8 protein-coding genes and 4 pseudogenes are annotated in these 21,481 nt (G+C 67.6%); all 12 read right to left on the bottom strand.

Features of this window, described 5'->3' with window-relative positions:
* Positions 1–7: 7 nt before the first annotated feature.
* Complete coding sequence (locus M1247_RS03770) at positions 8–304, bottom strand: hypothetical protein (RefSeq protein ID WP_317154902.1); 297 nt, start codon at positions 302–304, stop codon at positions 8–10.
* A complete protein-coding gene (locus M1247_RS03765; protein WP_317154901.1) occupies positions 301–771 on the bottom strand; it encodes a YbaB/EbfC family nucleoid-associated protein in 471 nt (156 codons plus the stop codon). Before M1247_RS03765 ends, M1247_RS03770 begins: the two co-directional genes overlap by 4 nt.
* A 16-nt stretch (positions 772–787) precedes the next feature.
* Positions 788–1,720: a WXG100-like domain-containing protein gene (locus M1247_RS03760; protein WP_317154900.1), complete on the bottom strand. Its 933-nt coding sequence runs from the start codon at positions 1,718–1,720 to the stop codon at positions 788–790.
* Positions 1,721–1,844: 124 nt separating this feature from the next.
* Positions 1,845–3,398, bottom strand: a complete 1,554-nt coding sequence (locus M1247_RS03755; RefSeq protein ID WP_317154899.1) for a hypothetical protein — start codon at positions 3,396–3,398, stop codon at positions 1,845–1,847.
* Between the two features lie 5 nt (positions 3,399–3,403).
* Positions 3,404–3,640, bottom strand: coding sequence for a hypothetical protein (locus tag M1247_RS03750; protein ID WP_317154898.1), 237 nt, complete (start codon positions 3,638–3,640; stop codon positions 3,404–3,406).
* A gap of 2 nt (positions 3,641–3,642) precedes the next feature.
* Positions 3,643–3,900 carry a DUF7161 family protein gene (locus tag M1247_RS03745; RefSeq protein WP_317154897.1) on the bottom strand — a complete coding sequence of 86 codons (258 nt, stop codon included), beginning with the start codon at positions 3,898–3,900 and terminating at the stop codon, positions 3,643–3,645.
* Positions 3,897–7,583 (bottom strand): annotated as a pseudogene (locus M1247_RS03740) (alpha/beta hydrolase); the annotation flags it as partial. The pseudogene M1247_RS03740 and the gene M1247_RS03745, both read right to left, overlap by 4 nt.
* A 507-nt stretch (positions 7,584–8,090) precedes the next feature.
* Positions 8,091–8,831: pseudogene (locus M1247_RS03735) on the bottom strand (glycerophosphodiester phosphodiesterase); the annotation flags it as partial.
* A gap of 690 nt (positions 8,832–9,521) precedes the next feature.
* A pseudogene (locus tag M1247_RS03730) lies at positions 9,522–18,827 on the bottom strand (alpha/beta hydrolase); the annotation flags it as partial.
* A gap of 55 nt (positions 18,828–18,882) precedes the next feature.
* Entirely contained in the window at positions 18,883–19,179 is a 297-nt protein-coding gene (locus tag M1247_RS03725; protein ID WP_317154896.1) for a hypothetical protein, read from the bottom strand.
* Positions 19,180–19,183: 4 nt separating this feature from the next.
* Positions 19,184–19,648: a YbaB/EbfC family nucleoid-associated protein gene (locus M1247_RS03720; protein WP_317154895.1), complete on the bottom strand. Its 465-nt coding sequence runs from the start codon at positions 19,646–19,648 to the stop codon at positions 19,184–19,186.
* 262 nt (positions 19,649–19,910) lie between these two features.
* A pseudogene (locus M1247_RS03715) lies at positions 19,911–21,293 on the bottom strand (MinD/ParA family ATP-binding protein); the annotation flags it as partial.
* Positions 21,294–21,481 lie beyond the last annotated feature (188 nt).

Here is a 21,481-nt window from a genome sequence, read left to right as displayed (position 1 = left end):
TGCGACCTCAGGGCGAATCGTGTTGCTCCAGAGCATCAGCCGTGACCTTGAGGCCGTGCGCGTAGAAGTCGAGCAGATCGGTCTTGGCGGTGATCGAACCGTCGACCCAATCCAGTTGCGAGCTAAATCCCTGCGCCCCGTCGGCGAACTGCTTGCCGATCTTGTCGTGCCCCCACGCCTCGCCTTCACCGCCGAGCATGTCGAGCAGTGCTGATTGCACATCCTTCATCTTGCCGCTGACGTCGGCGAGGTGGCGCGAGGTTGTCCGCAACTCATGAGGGGTGATGCCGAGGGGTACGGTCATCGCCAACTCCTCACCGTGGGGTAGTCCGAGTCCGATGCGGCCTGCGCGTCCGAATAGGCACCGCCATGGGCACTCTCACCGGCCGGTGACACCAGATCCCTGATGTCGGGTGCGCCCTGGACGATCTCGGACAGCGCGGGTACCTGCGCGCGGCGCTCGGCCAACGGGGCAAGTAGCTCCGCGGCCTGCCTTTCGACGTCACATACGGCCGCCTGGGCCGCGGCGGTGAGGTGGCCTCCGAGATCGGCCAAGTCGTATTCGTCCAAATAGGACTCGCTGACAGCCGTCTCGGTGAGGAGGCCATCGACGTTCACGGTCACCACGACCGTCCCATCGGCGCTTGTGGCTGTCGCCGACAACGCGGCGCGTTTCTCCTCGAAATCGGCGAGCTCGGTCATTTGTTCCTGGACCAGGGCCAGCACCTCCAGGAGGTCATGGCGCGCCGCATCGTTGTCCACTGTTCTCATCCCCCTGATGGTTCGGCTAGTCATCCCCCGCCGCTGCGGCTCCGCCTCCGTCGGCCGTCGAAGGGGTTGTGCTGCGCGCCGCGGCCCTACCGCGCACTGCGCCGGTCGCCGCCGTGCTGGCGGAACCAAGGACCGAGACGATGTCGACAGGTTGACCGGTGGCCAGCGAACCCGCCACATCCTTGGACATGCCCGCGGCATATCCGACAACCGCACCCTTCAGCGTCGAATTACCCAGCAGGCGTTGCCCGGAGATACTGACGGTGCCCTGTGCCGCACCGCCGGCCGCGTTCGCCAGTGCCACGACTCCCACCTTGTCCCAGTCGTAGGTGTGCTGGTGTCCATTGGCCTGCTGGATGCGTTGAATGACAAGTTCCTGACCGACGGCCTCGGTTGCCTCCACGCCGGATTTCTTGATGATCCGGTGGACGGTGGTCTTCGTCATGGCCTTGCCCAGATCGGTCATGATGTCTTTGAGCAGCATCGACACGGTCTGGCGAATCGCCATCGACGTCGCCCCCTCAACCACCGGGATTGCTGCGGCGGAAGCACCAAAGGTCACCGACGTCTGAGCCAGTGCCCACGAGATCTCGAACGCCGCGATGGCCAGGGAAGTCAGGATCTGCAGCTTGGTGTACTCGATGTTCTTCCCGGTTGCCTCGGCAAGCCCGCCCAGCGCCGCCATCGCCTCGGCGAGTTTGTCGACAGAGGCATCGCCGTCGAAAAGCAGTTTGAACTGCTCGTCCGCGGCCCCGGCAGTGACGCCCTGCAGCACCGAACTGGTGCGCGAACGCATCTGGTTCAGTTCGGGTATCAGACCCTCCAACTGCCCGGCGCGAGTCGTCCATTCCTCGCCGATGCGGAACATGGCGTCCTCGTCGCCCTTGGGCCATTGCGACCCGACCAGATAGGACACCCACTGCAGGTAGCCGGGTATCTGGATGGTCACGCGATCCCCCGGCAGCGAAAAGTTCCATGCAGCATCGCAATTCACGCTATGGCGGCACGGGAAAATTCGCTATCCGGCGCCGGGCTTGTTCGTCAAGAGTTCAACTGCCGGTCAACCCCGGGTCTCAGGTGGCCAGCAGGCCCGCCAAACTGAGTTGGTCTGCCGCGACATCCGCATCGGCGGCGGGCTGATCGGCGAACAATGCCTCGACATCGTCGACGGTGGCGCTGTGCTCGGCCGCCTTCGCCAGCAGGACACGGCATTGATCCGTTGCGCCCGAACCGGTCCGGGTCGCCATCGCGGCGACAGTCGTATCGGCCGTCCAGATGGCCGGAAGTGCCACATCGAGCTCCCCGGCCGTGTCGGCCACGCCCCGATACCACTGCCCCTCCACCCACCAGAAACAGAACGTCAGCAGCCCATTGCGGTTTCGGGTGTTCAACACGGTGTCGTTCACCCACGCCGGCGCCCCCGTGTACAGGTCGGGCAGCGGTCCACCGCCGTTGTAGGCGGCATCCAGCAGCTCGGAGTTCCACTTGCCGCCGGAGAGCACCGCGCGATCACCGGGCAACAGGTACAACGTCGATCCGCTGCGCCGATCACTCTCGAACCAGCCGTAACCGGGATAGATACGCGGTCCCCAGCCCGATCCGCTGCCGGTATAGGTCGCCGACAACACTGCCCAGCGCGCCAACAGGTCGGGCAGCGGCGGGATCTGATCGGTGGCGACGGCGGTGCGGCCGGCAGCCTTGTCGGCGGCCGCCGCGGCAGCGGCACGGGCGACGTCGCGTCCCTGCGCGTCCGGCCCAGCGGTATAGCCCGCGAGCCACACCGGTACCTGTGCGCGCGGATAGGTGTCGAGATCGTTGCGATAGTGCTCGGCCGCCACGAGCTGGTCGTCCGGGAACGGCTCGTCACCGTAGTCGTAGTCGACGGTCGTCTCACCCTGGTTGGTGACGGTCAACAGCAGCCGCCACCACGGCCCGGCACTCATGCGCGCCGCCACCTCGCGTTGTTGGCGCACCAGGTCCGCAATCGCCTGCGGCACCGGGACCAGCCCGGTGCGGTCCTGCGCCCAGAACTGCACCTGGGCGATCTGGGAGGTGACGGTGAAGGCGAACACCGCGGAGAACTCGTCCCAGCCTTCCGGGCCGAGCCGTGCCAGCTCCTGCACGATCGAGTCGATGAGCCGCGACGCCTCCTCGGCTGTCGCGACGTCTTCGCCTGCAGGCTCATCCGATGCAGGTGGCTCATCGACGAGGGTGAAGTCGGCGATCGCGCCCGGCTCGTCCGATGCGGCCAGGCGGAACTGCTTTTCGAACTCGGCCATGAATGCCGACGCCTCGGAGGCCGCATTGCCGGACCGGGCGGAGCCATTGGGCTGGGTGGCACGATTGGGTCGCGCCGCGGCTTCCTGTGCGGCGAACTGGTCACGCGCCTGCTGCGGCGGGATCGACGACGACACCTCTTCGATGCGCCCGGAATCGCCCACCAGGAATATCGACCGTCCGACCGGGATGTCGAGGAACGCCATCGGGTCACTGTCGTCGACGTCCACCGGCGCGTACACACTCCACCCGGCATCGAATCGATCAGCCGCCAAACCCTCGGTCGGGTAGTCGAGCCCCCTGGACCTGATCCAGTCGGTGACCAACGAGATTGCCTGCGTCGCTTCCATTGCGTCTACCTGCCCGTCGTCATCTGTTCGGCTTCGATCTGGTCGGCGAGTGCGGAGCGTTCGGCTTGGTGGCGTGCCAGCAACTCCCCGCTGAATGCAGTCCAGGCGGCGTCCTGCTCAGGCTTCAGCTGTGCGCCGTTCACCTCGGACTCGACATCCGGATGCATCTCCAGGAACTGGTTGAACAGCGCACCCATCTCCCGGCTGTGCTTGCGGTTGAGCTCAATCCGTCGTGGGTCCATGACTACTCCTCGTCCTCCTCGTACAGCGCCAGCTGGTCGAAAACCACCAACGCCATCCGCTCGGGGTCATCGGTCGGGTGCACCCGCAGCGTGTGGTGCGGGTTCGGGGTGTCATCCACGATGACAACGGTTTTGATGCCCGCAGGCAGGTTCGCCGGCCAGTCGATCTCGTCAGTGGGCTCCTCGACGAGCACATGCGCACGCTGACCGCGCAGGCCGGTCTGGTCGTGCCGCAGCGGCGTGGGCTTCTGGCTGGTCATGTGGTGTCCTCCTGCTGATCCTGCAGACCGTCGTCGGGCCCTCTCATCGGCGGCAGATCGGGCGGATTGTCCGGATCGATTCCCAGATCTGCGTTCACACTGCCACGGCTGCGAGTGGAGCTGGCAACGATGGCCTCATAGATCTCGTCGCCGACGCGTCCCTTGGCGCGGTTTCGTTCCACCAGCTCGTCGAAGGTGGGATTCGGTTCATTGGCGTTCAGCCATTCAGCCATCTGCCGGTCTGCCATCAGTGACCGGGTCCAGGTGCGGATGGTCGCTCTCATCCCGTACATCGTCCTGGCCCGTTCCTCGGCACTGACACCGTCGCGCAGGAGTTGGTCCCGAAGCTCCCGCATCCGCAGCTCGTAGTTGGTGTAGACCGTGCGGGTCTCCTCGTCGGACAGGGTCCCCGCCGCGTAGTGGCTGTGGGTGGCACCGTCGATGATGGCCTGGTAGACGTCGTCACCGGTGAGTCCTTTGGCCTCGTACCGGGCAACCAGGTCCTCGAACGTCGGGGCACTCTCGTTCGCCGACAGCCAGTCCGCTGCCGGGCGGTTCTCCATCAGTTCCCGCGTCCAGGCCCGCAGCGAGCTACGCAGGCCTGCCAGGGTTCGGGCCCGGTCCTCGGCACTGAGGCCGTCGTGGATCATCTGCTCGTTGAGTGCCCGCAGTCCGAGTTCGAACTGCGAATACACCGCACCGGTTTCGATGTCGGTCAGGCTGCCCGGAGCCAGGCGGCTGTTGACGGAGGTGTCGACGATCGCCTCATAGATTGCGTCTCCGGTCAGTCCGCGCTCCATGTTGCGCGCGACAAGGTCCTCGAACGTCGGGTTGATTGTGGTGTGTGACAGGAACTCCGCGGCGTCCTGGTTGCTCATCAGCTGGTAGGTCCAGGTGCGCAACGAGTTCCGCAGGTCCGATAACTGCCTGGCACGTTCTTCGGCGCTGACGCCGGCCTGCACGAGCCGGTCATTGAGCTCACGCATCCGGAGTTCGCCGGCGCTGAACACCCCGATCGCCTGCCGTTCGGACAGGGTGCCCGGTGTGTGGTCGGGCAGGCCGAGTACGCGGGCCGGATCCGGTCCGGGATGGCCCCTGACGTCGCCAACCGAATCGGCGGCGTGCATGCCGAGCTGCAGCGGCACATCGTGCAGCGGTCGTAGCGCCTCACCGTTGTGGTCGAGGTAGCCGACAGCGGTGCGGTCCACTGCACTCTCGCCCCAGTACGGCGGCCATGGCGAGTACTGCCTGGTCCGCGGGTCGTAGAGCTGCACCCGCTCCCCGTCGGTGACGGCGAGGTAGGCGTGTCCACCCTGACGGCCTCCATCGGCTGCCCAGCGCGACACCACAATCGCCGACGAGCGGGCGGGCCTGCCCAACAGTTCTGCCTCGATCTCGGCATAGGTCGCGAACTGCGAGCGGGACTGCGCGGCCTCGAACAGGGCCCAGGCAGGCACGCCGGTGTTCGAGGGCGCGAAGGAAAGGTCGAAGGGCCTGCGGTACAGCGTCGACAATTCACCGGCCGCCCCGTAGGCGCAGTTGTCGGCGGTCGGGCGCGAAGCGGAGTCACGCCCGAACAGGTTCTGCAGCCACCCCTTCAGACCGGTCCTGGCCGGAGCAGCCGATGCCGCGTCCAGGTACTTGACGTAATGCACGCCGTTGCGACCGTGTACGGCCCCGGTGCCGTCGAGCAGGCGTTGGCCGAGATTCGGTTCTGCGGTGGTGGCCAGGTTCGCCAGGTCGATGGGTTCCGGCAGTCGCGGATTGCTCGGATCCAGCTGTTGCACAACCTGGTCCAGGAGAGCTCTGGCTTCGTCGCTGACCGTCTCGCGTAGCTGACGGGCCGACATCTTGACGCGGTCGAGCGATTCCTGCAGCTGGCGAGATCCGGGATCCCACGTGTAACCCCTTCGGGCCCAGGCGTAGCCGCCCTTGTCGTGGGTGGTGAGCTCGATGCGGTCGACACCCGAATGCACGTAGAAGCGTTCCAGCTCGGAGGTCAGGGCCTTCGAGAACCCTTTGCCCCGCAATTGCTCGTCATCGATGACCAAGCCGGTGTGAGCGGCGACCAGGTTGCCTTCACCATCCCTCTCGAACTGCCGCTGAATGGTGCCGATCTTGGTGTCGCCGTCGAAGATGCTCCCGGTGAGGAGAACGACGTCGGTCAAGTTCTCGTCGACACTCAGCTCAACGCGGTAGGGGCCGTAGCGGCCGGACAGGTCCTCGGCGAGCCTGCGGCCCCGGGCGTGGTCGGAGGCGTTGTCGACCACGTCACCCAGCGGCTCTGCGTACCGGGTGTCCACCAGGCGGGTGGCGGAGTCCTGCGCCCGGTACTCGGCCTGGCGCGCAAGGAAATCCGGATCTATCAGCGGGCCTTGGACATTGCCGACCATATCGGCGGCGTCGAGCTGTAACGGCACATCGGCGGTCATCGGCCCGACCGCAACGCCGTTGGTGCGCAGGTAACCGACAGCGGTCCGGGTCACCGCGTGCCGACCCCAGTGCGGTGGCCAGGGCGAATACCTCCGGGTGTGCGGATCGTAGAGCTGGACCTCGCCGTCGACCTTGACGGCCAGGTAGGCGTGACCGCCGTGGCGCCCACCGGCCCATTGCGATGTCAACACGGCCACCCGCAGCGACGGATCACCCAGCAACGTCGCCTCGACCTCGTCGTACGTCCCGAACCGCACGTCGGAGCCGACCGCCTGGAACAAGGCCCGGGCGGGCACACCGCGCCGCGACGGCCTGGCGTCCAGCCCGAACTTCCGGCCGAACAACGAGGTCAATTCTTCGGTGACCGTGACGGCACAGTTGGGCGGCCGACGCCATAGCGAGTTCCAGAATCGCCTGTCCCCCACCCTGTCCCCGGCAGGCTCGACCGTGCGCAGCAGCGGCGCCCGGCCGCTCCGGCCCAACTCGGTGCGGTGCTGCTCGAGCGCGACCAGCTCCTGATGCCCCGCAGCGATGCGACCGAAATTGGTCGACGCTTCCGGACTCAGGAAATATCCGCGCCGGGTCCCGCCGGTAGGCAGCCGGTTCGTCGCAGGAGGCGGTTCCGCGGTGACCCGCACCGCGCCGAAGGTATCCATCGCCGGGTCGGTGCCGAGACCGATGCCGAGGATCCGGCCATCGGAACCGGATGTGCGGCCGCCCAGTGCCGTGACCACGTCTCGAGCCGACGCCGCGACGAACACGTTGTCGGCACCGATGCCGAAGTCCCCGGCGTGGCGTACCGGGCCCGCCCCGGGTGACCCGACGAGCGATACGGTTCGGACCTGCCCGGCCAGTCGTCCGTCCTGCCCGGCGTAACCCGTGGTGGTCGATCCGTAGGAGTAGCCGAAGACATGGTTGCCGCTGAAATGGCTGCCGTCGCCGGCGAGGGTGTCGCGGGCCGCGTTGAAGGCCCGGATGTCGCTGTAGAGAACGTCTCCGCCGGCGCGGGCCATCCCGTGGCCGGCGGCCCGCACAATGTTCCAGCCGCTCGGCGCGTCGTATCCGATCCAGGCGATCGAGGCCGCCGACAAGCCCGGGTTCTCCTGCTGCACGGCCTGCAGATGCCGTAGCGCCGATGTGGTGTTGAAGCCCAGCAGTGAGTCCACCGAACTGGTCGCGCCCGGCACATGCCAGGACACCGAGTCCGCGGTGTACGGGTCGGCGCCGTAGCTCAGCACGGCGCGTCCGTCGCCGGACGGGTCGAAAGCCAGCAGCAGCGGCCCTTCTGTCCCGGCCTGCGCGGCGTCGACGCCTGCCTTACCCAGCGCGAGGTCGAGTCTGTCCATCCGGCGCAGGAGCTTCCGCTCGGCACGGCTCGGCCGTTCCCCGCGGTCAACCTTCGACCGGACTTGGTCGGCCTGCTCCCGCAACTGTTGCAGGACATTGCGGTTCGCGCGGTCACGGTCGGCCGCGGCGATGCCTTCGGCGTTGCCGATGTGCTGCGGGTACGTCTCGATGAGGGCGCTGCGCTGCTCGTCGGTCAGTCCGGACCACCATCGGGCGTTGTTGGCCGCCCGTGCTGAGGCTTCCTCGGCCGGCCCCAGCGGGTTGCGCAGTTCGTCGGGCCGCACCGGGGGTATCCGCCGCGCCAGCGCGTCGTCCGCCACCCGCTGCACCGCCTCGTTGCTCGCGGGTTCTGTTGGGGTGACAGCACTTCCGGGTTCGTCCCGACCGGCCTGCTCCCCCACCAGGGTCCCGGTCCGGCCCGGGTGGTCGGTGGCGACCCAGTCCACACCGAGATCCCTGGCGAACTGCACGTCGGCTTCGTCGTTGACCGTCCAGCAATAGGTGGCCAGTCCGCGCGCCGCTGCCGCGCCCACGAGTTCGGGAGTGTTGCGCAGGGTTTCGATCGATGGGCCGATCGCGGTAGCGCCGACCAGCCCGGCCAGATAGCGGGCCGACGGACCCAACAGCACCGTGGGGAGGTTCGGTGCGGCGCTGCGGACCCGCAACAGCGCATCGGGGTAGAACGAGATCACCGCCGCCGAAACCAGTTGGTCCGGGCCGGGATCGGCCAGCCCGTGACGTTCCAGCACCGCGACGACCTCGCGCTCGACCTTCCAGCCTCGTTGCGCAGGGTGTTTGGTCTCGATGAACAGTGTCACCGGACGTTCGGCATCCTGTGCCAGTTGCACGAACTCGTCCAGGGTCAGAATGCCGTGGCCGTTGTAGTCGAGCGCCTGCAACTCGGCCAGTGTCATGTCGCCGACCCGACCGGTGCCGTTCGATGTGCGGTCCACGGTCTTGTCGTGGATGAGCACCAACTCACCGTCTTTCGTGAGCCGGACATCGCATTCGAGGGCATCCGCGCCTTGCCGCAGCGCCTCCGCGTAGGCAGCCCGGGTCTGCTCCGGAAAGTCATGGGAAGCGCCCCGGTGGGCCACCACCTGCGTTCCGGAACGCTCGGCACGGTCGGATGGCGAGGCCTGTGTCACCACGTGGTTGCCGGTGAACGGCCCTGGCTCTCCCAGAGATTCGCGGGCGGCGTGGAAGGCGGACAACTCCTGGTGCAGCACACCCGTATCAGCGCCGATCCAGGCGATCGCCGCCGAGTCCTGCGCCCCGGTGGCCTGCAGCCCGTCGAGGGCACGGGCGGTCACAGTGCCCAGCTGGTCGATCGAGCCCCGGGCAGTCTGCCAGGTGACGTTGGCGGCGTGGTACGGGTCGGCGCCGAAGCTGATGACGGCGTGGCCGCCACCGTCGAACGCCGAGGTGTCCAATGCGAGCAGCAGTGGCGCGTCGAGGCCGGCCCGCGCCGCGTCGGCATCGGCTTTTCGCACCGCGAGGTCGAGCCGGTCGACGCGCTCCAGGAAGGTACGTTCTTCCCGGGTGGTCCGCCCGAACTGGTCGAGCTTCGTGCGGATGTGGTCGGCGCGGTCTCGATAGTGCTGCAGCGCATCGCGGTTCGCGGTGTCGCGATCGGCGGCCGGTCGGCGGTCGGTGTCGCCGTGCGCCAGAGGCTCGGGCAGTCCCTGCACCCTACCGATGGCGGATGCGGCGAACTGGTTGTGCCACCGTCCGCGGTGCACGGGATCGCCGTTGCGGTGGAGGTATCCGACTGCGGTCCGGGCCACCGCGTCCTGCCCCCAGTGCGGGGGCCACCCGGAATACTGCCGGGTGTGCGGGTCGTACAGATGCACCCTGCCGTCGATGTTGACCGCCAGGTACGCGTGGCCGACTGGCTGTCCCCCGCTCCAGCGAGAGGCCATCACCGCCATCGACCCCGAGGGCCGGCCCAGCAGCGTCTCCTCGATCTCCGCGTACGTCGCGAATTGGGCGCTGGACCCGAACGCTTTGAACATCGCCCGCGCGGGCGTCCCACGGCGTGACGGCGCCATGTCCAGCCGGATGTCCCGCCCGGTCCGTGCCGATACTTCCTGTGCCAGGTCCTGGGCACAGTCACTCCCCGGAGCCCACCGTGGGACGGCGTTCCGATTATGTGTGTCGGTCGGGTGCGCGGCGCCCGGATCGTCGTCGAGGCGCAGGAATGGTCGGCTCGCCGCGGGTTCGGTGGTGCGGGAATGGTTTCCGTCGACGGTACGGTGCGGCTCGCGGTGCACACCTTCGAAGTCCCCGGAGGCGATGCGGCCGATGTTGGTCAGCGATTCGGTGCGCACCGCATGCGACGGGGTGACCAGCCATTGCCGGGTGCCCGGCCCGTCGGTTTCCAGGTAGTCGAAGTACGCATTGTGGGTAGTCAGGGTGTCCTTGCGATCCATCGACGCGGGGAACTCCGCGCTGATGCGTTGCCCACCGAACGTATCCATCGCCGGGTCGGTTCCGAGTCCGATACCGAACCGGCCCCGCGAGTCCGACGTCCGCCCACCGAGTCCGGTGACGAAGTCCCGCGACGACGACGCGACGAACACCCGGTCGGTACTGATGCCGAAATCGCCTGCATGCTGCAGCGGACCCGCGCCCGGTGAGCCGATCAGTGTCACCGTGGTGATGTGGGGTGCCAGGCGGCCGCCTGCACCGGCGTAGCCCGTGGTGGTCGACCCGTACGAATGGCCGAACACATGGTGGCCGGTGAAGTGGCTACCGTCGCCGGCGACCGTGTCGCGCACCGCGTTGAAGGTACTGATGTCGGTGTAGAGCATCTCGCCACCGGCGCGGGCCAGACCGGGGCGTGCCACCCGGGCCGATGCGGAATCGTTCGGTGCGTCATATCCCAGCCAGGCGATCGAGGCCGCCGACAACGAGGGATTCTCGGTGCGCGTGGACTGCTGGATGTTCAACGCGCAGTGCATGATGTAGTCGAGCTTGTCCAGCTGTGAACCCAGGCCGGGCACGTACCACGACACCGAATCCGCCGTGTACGGGTCCGCCCCGAAGCTCACCAGCGCGCGACCGTCGCCACCGAATGCCCCCGGGTCCAACGCCAACAACAGCGGGTGGCCTTCCCCGGCTTGCGCAGACGCCACTTCGGCGCGCTGCATGGCGTTTCCGAGTCGATTGACCCTGCGCACGAAGTCCAGCTCGCGAGCGCTGAGTTTCTCACCGGCGTCGAACCTGGCCTGAACCGCCGCGGCCTGCTCGCCGTAGCGCCGCAGCATCTCCCGGTTGGCGGTGTCACGAACAGCGGCGGGAATGCCTTCGGCGTTGCCGATCTGATGGGGGTACGCCTGGACGAGGGCATGACGTTGTTGTTCGGTCAGCCCAGACCACCAGGCGGCGTTGGTGCGTGCCCGGGCCACTGCCCGCGGTTGCGAACCCGTCGGGTGGGTCAGATCGTCGATGGCCAGCGGTGGAATTCGTTGCGCCAGCGCCTCATCAGCCATCGCACGCGCTACGGGCGGCTCGATCTCACCCGCACGCCACCGCGGATTCCACGGCCTTCGCGGACCGTCGTGCTCTACCCGGGTATCGCCGTCCAGTCGCAGCGGCCGTCCGGCTGCCGGGTCGACCGTGCGCCCGTCGACAACACTGCGATGCTCCTCGAGGTCGAGCCTGTCGGTGCGGTCTGCGGCGATCCGGCCGGAGTTGGCCAGGGATTCGGCGCGCACCGGTGGACCGTCGCGCTGCGCCACATGGTGGTGATAACTCTTGTGCGTTCCGAATGTACTGGCGGTGTTCATCGACGCCGGGAACTCGGACGTGACCCGAACCGCCCCGAATTCATCCATCGCCGGGTCCATGCCCAGCCCACGCCCGGCGAAGCGGCCGTTCTGTTCGGCTCTGCGCCCGCCGAATCCGGTGACCGGGTCCCGCGAGGAGGATGCGACGAACACGTTGCCGTCGTCGAGCCCGAATTGACTGGCATGGTGCAGCGGGCCTGCGCCAGGAGATCCCAGCAAGGTCACGGTGCGGATCTGTGTCGCCAGGCGCGCACCCCGACCTGCGTAACTCACGGTGGTCGAACCGTAGGAGTGACCGAAGATGTGATTGCCGTTGAATCGACTGCCGTCACCGGCCACGGTGTCGCGCGCGACGTTGAAGGCCCGGATGTCGCTGCAGAGGATCTCGGCGCCGGCCCGCGCCAGTGCCGGGCTCAGTACCCGGCCGCTGGCCGCACCGTTCGGAGCGTCATAACCGATCCAGGCGATGGATGTCGCGGCCAGCGTGGGATTTTCGCGCATTGTCGACTGCACGTGGTTCAACGCATTGCGCATGTTCCCTTCGAGCTTGTCGACCGTGGTCGCAAACCCGGGCACCAGCCACGACACCGAATCCGCCTGGTACGGGTCCACACCGAAACTCACCACTGCCCGGCCGTCACCGCCGAACTCGAACGGGTCCAGCGCGAGCACCATCGGGCCGCCCACCCCGGCCTGCGCCGCATTGGCTGCCGCCGTCTGTAACGCGGCATCCAGCCGGTTCACCCGCAACAGATTGGCGAGTTCGTTCTTGCCCGGTCGCACCCCGCGGTCGATCATCGACTGCACGTGGTCCTGGAATCGCTTGATGGCAAGCCGGTTCGCGGCATCGCGGGCCGACGGCGCAATGCCCTCGGCATTGCCGATCCGCGCCGGATACGTTTCTATCAATGCTCGGCGTTGCGCGTCGGTCAGGCCCGACCACCACAGCGAATTGGCTTCGGCCCGCGCCGTCGCATCCCCGGCCACACCCAACGGGTTGACCAGATCGCCCGCCCCGACCGGCGGAACCCGCTGCGCCAGTGCCGCGTCCGCCACCGCACGGGCGGCAGGGGGCGGTGTCCGGCCACCGGACCAGTCGGGTTCGGTGACCACGTGCTGCGGGTCGACGTCGATGTCGGCATCACGCCACCGCGGATTCCACCAGTTGCGTCCCTGGCCGTCGTTGCGGGCCGCTGCGGGTTCGACGGTTTCCCTGCGGGTTCCGAAGAATTGCCCGGGCCGTTCCGCCATGGTGCGCGGTGATTCTGCGTCGAGGCGTTCGGTGTGCCCGGAGGCGATGCGACCCAGGTTCGCCAGTGATTCGGATGGAACCGCGTCAGCTGGAGTGACCAGCCATTGCCGGGTGCCCGGACCGTCGGTCTCCTGGAAGTCGAAATACGCGTTGTGGGTGGCGGTGGTGTCCTTGCGGTCCATCGATGCCGGGAACTCCGCGCGCATCCGCTGCGCACCGAAGGTGTCCATCGCCGGATCGGTGCCAAGGCCCCTCCCCAACCGGCCGGTTGAATCCGAGGTCCGCCCACCGAGGCCGGTGACGAAATCCCGCGAAGACGAGGCGACGAACACGTTGCCGTCCTCGAGCCCGAAATCACCGGCATGCTGCAGCGGCCCCGCACCGGGTGAGCCGAGCAGCGTGATCGTGCTGACATGCTGCGCCAGCCGGCCGCCGCGCCCCGCGTAACTGGTGGTCGTCGATCCGTAGGAATGCCCGAAGATGTGGTTGCCGCGGAACTGGCCACCATCCCCGCCGAATGCGTCCCGCGCGGCGTTGAACGCGCTGATGTCGGCGTGCAGGATGTCGCCGCCTGCCTCGGCCAAAGCCGGACTGCCGACCCGCACCGTCGCCGAGTTGTTCGGTGCGTCATAGCCCAGCCAGGCGATCGATGCCGCCGACAACGATGGATTTTCGGCCCGGGTCGACTGCAGGATGTTCAGCGCGCAGTGCATGAGGTAATCGAGCTTGTTGATCTGCGCCCCCATGCCCGGCACGTACCACGACACCGAGTCCGCGACGTACGGGTCGGCGCCGAAGCTCACCAGCACCCGGCCGTCGCCACCGAACGCGGGCGGATCGAATGCCAGGATCAACGGCTCCCCGACGCCGGCCTGCGCGGCCGCCACCGCCGCCCGCTGCAGCGCACTCTCGAGCCGTTTCACGCGCAGCAGGAAGTCGAGCTGGGTGTCCGTGGGCCGGGTGCCGGCGTCGATCTGCGCCTGAATATCGGCGGCACGGTCCAGATACTGTTGCACCACACGCCGGTTGGCGGTGTTCCGATCGGTGGCCGGAATGCCTTCGGCGTTGCCGATCTGATAGGGGTAAGCCTCGAGCAGAGCAGCGCGCTGCTCGTCGGTCAACCCCGACCACCAGGCCACATTGTCGCGGGCCCGTGCCGCCGCCTGCGGTTCATCTCCCAACGGGGTGACCAGATCGTTGATGCCGACCGCCGGGATCCGTTGTCCCAGCGCCTGGTCCGCCGCCACCTGCGCGGCCGACGGCTCGACCTCGCCCGGATGCCACCGCGGGTTCCAGCGCCGCCGCTGCGCCGGCTGATCGGTCTCGGTGTCACCGTCGAGCCGTAACGCGCGACCGTGGGCCGGGTCGACGGTCCGTCCGTCGACGACCGTCCGGCGCCTTTCGCCGTGCAGCCTCTCGGTGTGCCCGGCGGCTATCCGGCCGAAGTTGGCCAACGATTCCGTGCGCACCCGTGGATCGGCGTCGCCGTCCATGTACCGGTAGTAGCTTCGGTGCGTGCCGACGCTGTCGGCATTGTTCATCGAATCCGGGAACTGCGCAGTGATCCGAACCGCGTCAAAGTCTTTCATCGCCGGATCCATGCCCAGGCCGCGCCCCGCGAATCGACCGTCCTGGCCGGGCACGCGCCCGCCCAGGCCGGTGACCGGATCCAGCGAGGAGGATGCGACGAACACGTTGCCGGGGTCCAGCCCGAACTCGGCGGCATTGCGCATCGGGCCCGCCCCCGGCGAACCCAGCAGCGTCACCGTCCGGATGTCGTCGGCGAGCCGGCCATCCCGCCCGGCATAGCTCGCCGTGGTCGAGCCGTACGAGTGGGCGAAGATGTGGTTTCCGCGGAAACTGCTGCCGTCGCCTGCCACGGTGTCGCGCGCCGCGTTGAACGCCCGGATATCGCTGTACAGAATCTCGGCGCCCCGGCGGGCGAGTTCAGGACTGACAACCCGCCCGGTAGCCGCACCGTTCGGCGCGTCATAACCGATCCACGCGATCGACGTCGCCGCGAGCCCCGGGTTCTCCTGCAGCGTCGACTGAAGGTGGTTCAGCGCATTGCGCATGTTCCCTTCGAGTTTGTCGATCGTCGTGGCAAACCCAGGTACCAACCAGGACACCGAATCCGCCTGATACGGATCCGCACCGAAGCTCACGACCGCCCGGCCATCGCCACCGAACGCCGGCGGATCGAACGCGAGGACGAGCGGCGCGTCCATGCCGGCCTCTGCCGCTTCACGTCCCATCGTCTGCAACGCAGCGTCCAGGCGGTTCATGCGCAACAGGAACTTCTGTTCCGGCTTGGTCAGCTTCTCACCGCGGTCAAGCTTTTGTCGTACGTGGTCTCTGGCGCGCTGCAAGGCAGTACGGTTCGCCAGATCGCGGGCGGCAGGCGGGATGCCCTCGGAGTTGCCGATCCGCGCCGGATACGTCTCGGTCAGCGCGTGCCGCTGTTCCTCCGACAGGCCCGCCCACCACCGCGCGTTGTCCTTGGCGCGGGTCCGGGCATCCTCCGCCACACCCAGCGGGTTGACCACATCGGCAGCCCCGGCCGGCGGAATCCGGTGCGCCAACGCCTCATCCGCGATCGAACGGATGCTCTGGACGGGACTCGGGGGTGACGGCGGCGGATCGACATGAGCCTCGGCGGGAGTCTCAGTTCCCCGATTCGCGCCGAAAGCCTCCGCCCATGGGTTGGCACCGAGGCTCACATCGACGATCGGAGTCCGCCCGGCCGCGGGCAGGTCGCGCGAAGACGATGCGACGTGGACGTTGTCGGCCCCGATCCCGAAATCGGCGGCACGGCTCACCGGTCCGGTTCCCGGCGAGTCGCTCAGGGTGACGCTGCGGATATCGTTGGCCAGACGGCCATCTCGACCGGCATAGCCAAGGGCGGTGGTGCCGTATCCGTGTGCATGGATACGGTTTCCGGTGAAGTGGCTGCCGTCGCCGGCCCAGGTGTCGCGGGCCGCGTTGAACCCTCGGATGTCGCTGTAGAGGATCGCGCCGCCCTCCCGCGCGGACCGGTGTCCTGCTGCCCGCCAACCGCTCCATCCACTCGGGGCGTCATAGCCGAGCCACGCAATCGAGGCGGTCGACTGCCCCGGATTCGCCCGGAGCGTGGTCTGCAGGTGGTTGAGTGCGGCGTCCATGCAGGTGCCGATCCGGTCGATCGTGGTGCCCTGCCCGGGCACGTGCCACGTCACCGAATCCGCCTGATACGGATCGGCCCCGAAGCTGACGACCGCCCGGCCGTCACCGCCGAATTCCGATGCGTCGAAAGCCAACAGCATCGGCGCGTCGACGCCGGCCTGCTCCGCGCGGGTTTGGGCGTCGGTGAACGCGCCCTGGATCCGGTCCAGCCGGGCCAGCATCCGGCTCTGACTGCGGGTCAACCGCTGGCCGCTGTCCCGCCAGGACTGCAACTGCCGGCGTTGCTCGTCCAGTACCCGGGTATTCGCCTCATGCCGGGCGGCCGGTGGGATGCCCTCCGCGTTTCCGATGTGCTGCGGGTGCACGTCGATAAGGGCCCGCTGCTCGGCCCCGGTCAGCCCGGCCCACCAGGTCGCGTTGGCGCGCGCCCTGGCGTCGGCCGACTCCATCAGTCCCAGCGGGTTCCGCAGGTCCCCGGCGTCGACCGGAGGCACGCGTTTTGCGAGCGCGTCATCGGCGACCTGGCTCTGTGGTGTGACGTCGCGCCACTGTTCGCCCGGCGTCTGGTCACCAGCGCCCTGCACGTCGCCGACCGCAATTGCGGCGGCGAGATCGTCGGGGCGACGCCCCAACTCATGCACCGGATTACCTTGTTGGTCAAGGTAACCGACGGCGGTTACCGATACGGCGCTCTCACCCCACGACGGCGGCCAGCCCTGACGCTCGCCGCGGTGGAGCAGGTACACGTCTTTACCGTCGAATATCGCCACATACGCATGCCCGCCCTGGCGTGCTCCATCGCCTGCCCACGCCGACGTGATGACCGCGGCCGAACCGGGTTCCATGCCCCGCAGCGTGGCCTCGATCTCGCCGTAGGTGGCGAAGTCTGCTCTGGAGTTGGTGGCCTCATACAACGCCCGCGCGGGCATTCCCGTGGCCGACGGTTCCCCGGTGACCGGGTAATCCCGGCCGAAGTGCGCCGACAGATCATCGGTTGCATCGAGGACGCAATTCTGATCGCCAGGCGTGGAAGTACCGGTTTCGGTCAACTCCGGCGCCACGTCTGCGGGCGTGACGTCATTGCCTGTGTCCTGGGCAGAGTCCTGGACGCGAGCGGCAGGCACCCCCGCAACCTCCGCCGCAGCCGGCCGTGCGCCCGGAGGTGTGTCGCCGGTCGTCGGCGGCTTCGAATCAGGTTGTTTTTCAGTTGATTTGGCAGTTTGTTCGGGCGCGAGGGAAGGCGTGGTGTGGACCGGCCTGGGTGCCGCGGCGGGCGATACCGTATTCGTCAACGGTGGGGCACCACTGACTGCGGGGGTCTGCGGCGTGGGAGTTTCCGGTGTGGACACCTGCTGCACCGGATCAGCGGGCGCGTCCACGACATCTGCATGCTGTGCGGCTTCGACATCGCCGGCGACGTCGGCCTGCCCGGGATCGGCTGACGCCGGTTCTGCCGACGCGGGCTCGGCAGCTACCTCTGCCTGCGGTATATCCGTCGCCGAAACGTCTGGTGTCGGGCTGACGACATCTGGGTCCGGGCTGAGGGTTGCGGTGTGGTCAGGGCCGCCGTCGGGAGTTTCTGCCGAACCACTGTTGTGGTGATCACTGTTGTCGTGCTGCGGTTCTGACGTGTGCTGTTCGTCAGCCGAGTCGGCCGGCGCAGCCGGGGTTTCAGTATCGGACGGGGTGTCGGATGTGGTATCCGCCTTGTCCGGTGTCTCCGCGGATTCGTGATCCGTGGTCTCGTCCACACCACGGTGTTGTTCACCGTTTCGGGACGCAGACTTCGATTCAGCCTGCGGTGCAACGTTATTCGTCTGGCTGCCACCACCGCGTCCGAGCCCCGCCTTGGGCGGGACGGCCGACTGCCCGGCGGGATCATTCTGCGAGGTGCGGCTGGTGTCGGTCTCGCTGTCGTCGTCGCCGTCACGACGGCCGGTGTCGAGTTCTCCCTCCGGGTTCTCGCCCCGTAGACCGAGATTCGGCGCATCGGGCCGCACCGGGCCTGCCGGATTCGTCTGGTTGGTCTGCGTCGACGCATGGCCTCCGCCGATGCCGTTGAGGCCACCGATGCTCGTGCTGGTCGAACTGGCGATGATCGACAAGGTGTCGAACTCGCCTCCGACCGACAAAGTGCCCGCCACGTTGCCCGCCACCCCTGCGGTGAACATCGTGGTTGCGCCCTTGGCCGCAGCGGTGATCCGGTTGCGGGCGGGCCCGAGTCCGTGCGCAACCGGCACAGCGCTGGCCCCGCCCGCTCCACCACCGACCGTCGAGGCGATCGCGGTCTGCTTGAACCGGTCCCACCGGTAGCCGGCATGCCCTTTCTGGGCTTGGTAGCCCTGGACGATCCCTTCTTGAAGCAGTCCCTGGCCGAGTTCCTGGAAAGATTCCTTCACGGCTTCGTGCGCAAGCTGCTTGACCATCGTCCGGGTCAGCAGCTCGGCCATCTTCTGCCCGACACGCCGCACGGCCCACGCGACGATCGCGCGTATCCACGCGGTGATCGTTGTCTCGATGACGGGGATCGCCGCCGTCGACGCCCCGAACGTTGCGCTGGACATGGCCAGGCTGTAGGAGATTTCAGCGGCGGCGAGCGCCAGTCCGACAATGATCGACAGCTTGCTGTATTCGATCTCGGAGCTGAAATTGGTTGCGCCCTCGCCCATTGCCGATACACCCTGGGCAAGCTTGTCCACGGTGTAGTCGCCGTCGAACAGCATGTTGAACTGGCGCTGCGCAGCCTCGGCGGTGTCGCCGGACAGTACCGACATCGTCTCTCCGCGGACCCTGCTCAGGTCCGGGATGAGGTCCTGCAGTGCTTCGGCCGCAGCTTGATAGTGCTCACCGATCAGGCGCGTGCGGGTTTCGCTGCCTTGCGGCCACTCACCACCCGCGAGGTATGACACCCACTGGTACTCGGGCGGGATCTGGATGTCCATGAGCGAATAGGCATGGCGGGAGGCCTATCTGGCACTCCGACCGTCGGTACCGGCGCTACGCCTGGTCGTCTTGCTCGAAGGAGTCCGCAGAGCCCTTCAAACCGTCCGCATAATAATCGAGCAGATCGGTCTTGACCACCACGGAGCCGTCGACCCAATCACGTTGCGCCAGATGCCCTTGCTCACCTTTCGCAAACCCGTTACCCATCTTGTCGTCACCCCACGCGGCACCCTCGGCCGCCAGATTGGCCTGCAGGGACGACAGCACGCCCTTCATCCTGATGCTGACATCGTTCAGATGTTTCGACGTCGCTCGCAGGTCGGATGGTGCGACTCCAAACTCGTCAGGCATCAGTTCAACTCCTCACGGTGGGAAATGCGGATTCGTCGCGACCATCGTCCTCTGGCCCGGGCGGCACCCCGAGCGCGTCATCGTTGCCGAATACGGATCTGGTCAGGTCGCGCAGATCGGGCGCGCCGTCCACGATGTCCGACAGCGGGGGCATCATCCTGCGTCGTTCGTCGATCGGGACCATCAGGGCAGCCGCCCGCTGCGCTACGAGTTGCGCAGCGGACTGAGCAGCCGAGGTGACATGGCCGCCGAGTTCTTCGAGTTCATATTCCTCGAGATACGACTCGTCGACCACGGTTTCGATGACATGGCCTCGCGCGTCGACCGTCACCGCGACCAGACCGTCGGCCGCCTCCGCGCTGGCGGTGAGCTGGGCCTGCTCCCGCTGCACCGCTGCAATGTCGGCCATCTGTTCGGAGACCAGTGCAAGCACTTCGGTCATTTGATGCCTCAGGGCATCGTTGCTCATCTGCCTCACCTCGCTGGAATCGGATCAGTCTTCCAGATCCGAAATAGCGTCGCCAAGGAGTTACCCGAATTCGATTTGCATTTCCCAGCTTTGGGAGAATCCAGGCAAGGTGCCATGAAATAGCCATTGCTGCAGCACCGCTCGCCGAGCGATTTGCCGTCACCGGCCGAAGACTCGGATTTCCTGGAGCGGGTTCACCGCGCACCGATAGCTCGCGGCCTCACGAGCATCGGACGGATACTTTGCCCCGGGGAGGATCCGATCAGCGTTGGTGGCGCCCGCCGCCCAGTCGGGGGAACTTCTCCGCCACGGCTCCGGCCAGATCCAGATACGCCTCGAAGGTGGCCGGGTTCAGCAGGTCGAAGTCGACGTCGGCGCCCTCGGCCAGATGCGGGTCGAACGGGATCATGTGCACCGAGCGGCAACGCGCCTCGAAGTGCTCGTAGACCTTCTCCAGCTTCAGCTTCACCGACCCCGGGCGGGATGCGCTTAGCACCACATGCGCATCACGGACCAGCGCCGAGTGACCGTGCTGCATCAGCCAATCCAATGTCGCCGACGCACTGCGCGCCGCGTCGATGGCCGGTGAGGAGACCAGCACGATGGTGTGCGCCAGATCCAGCACTCCGGCCATCGCGGAATGCATGATCCCGGTGCCACAGTCGGTGAGAATGATGTTGTAGTAGTGCCGCAGGATGTCGACGGTATGTCGGTAGTCGGATTCGCCGAACACCTCCGATACCGCAGGCTCCTGCTCGCTGGCCAGCACTTCCAGCCGACTGCCCGCCAACCGGGTGTGTCGGCGCACGTGGGAGTACCGGTCGATGTCGGGATCCGAGAGCAGATCGCGCACCGTGGACTGACTTGACCCGTCCCGGACCCGTTCGGCCAGCGTGCCCCGATCCGGATTGGCGTCGACCGCGATGACGCGGTCGTTCCGCATCATCGCCAGGGCCGACCCCAGCCCCAGAGTGGTGGTGGTCTTGCCGACACCGCCCTTGATCGACAGGACGGCGATGCGGAAGTCCCCCGCGATGGGCGCACGGATCTGGTCGAGCAGTTCTTCTCGCCTGCGCTCCTTGCGCGACTCGCCCGGGTTGACGCGGCCCGCACTCGCACGATGGACGGCACGGCGCCATCCGTTCTGGGGCGCCGAGCGCGCCCGGTTCAAGATGCCCGCATCGTCCAGCGACGGCGGCGGCGCCGAGAACTGCGCAGGTCGCGGTGGTGCTTCCCAGCCCGCCGGTGGCGGCGGCGGTACGAAGCCGGGAGGAGGCGGCAGCCAGCCCGGCGGCGGCATGGGTGGTGGGGGCATCGGGGGCGGTGGTGGCGCCGGATGCAGCATCGGCGGTGGCGCGGGGGCCGGATCTTCCGGCTCGGGTACCGAAGCCGGAGCCGACTCCTCGACCTCGAACCGCTCGGCGAACTCCCGTGACCCGATCGAGCTGTGCAGTTGCCAGGGCGGCGGGGCGAGGCGGCGCACGGGTTGCTGTGGCCGTGGCTCAACGGGGTGTACCACCGGCAGGGTGTCCGTCACGTCATCGACGTGCGGCGGCACCGGGTCTTCCTCTGCCGGCGGCACCGGGTCTTCCTCTGCCGGCGGCACCGGGTCTTCCTCTGCCGGCGGCGCCGGGTCCTCGGCGGGCGGCGCAGCGTCTTCTGGCTGCGCGGCGCCGTTCTGCTGGGCCGACCGGTGCGCCGCGATCTGTTCGAGCAGAGCCGCCGCGCGGGCCTCCACCTCGTCGAGTTGACCCGGCGCCAGGTCGTCGAGTGACGCGGGCTCGTCAATCGGCCGCATCTCGTCCGGCATCATTCCCCTCGCGATCGGCGCTG

Origin of the sequence: Mycobacterium appelbergii, from assembly GCF_032883035.1 — a bacterium.
In the GTDB taxonomy this organism is placed as follows: domain Bacteria; phylum Actinomycetota; class Actinomycetes; order Mycobacteriales; family Mycobacteriaceae; genus Mycobacterium; species Mycobacterium appelbergii.
Note: the sequence above shows the minus strand (reverse complement) of the source record. Positions and strands in the feature narration are given on the sequence as shown.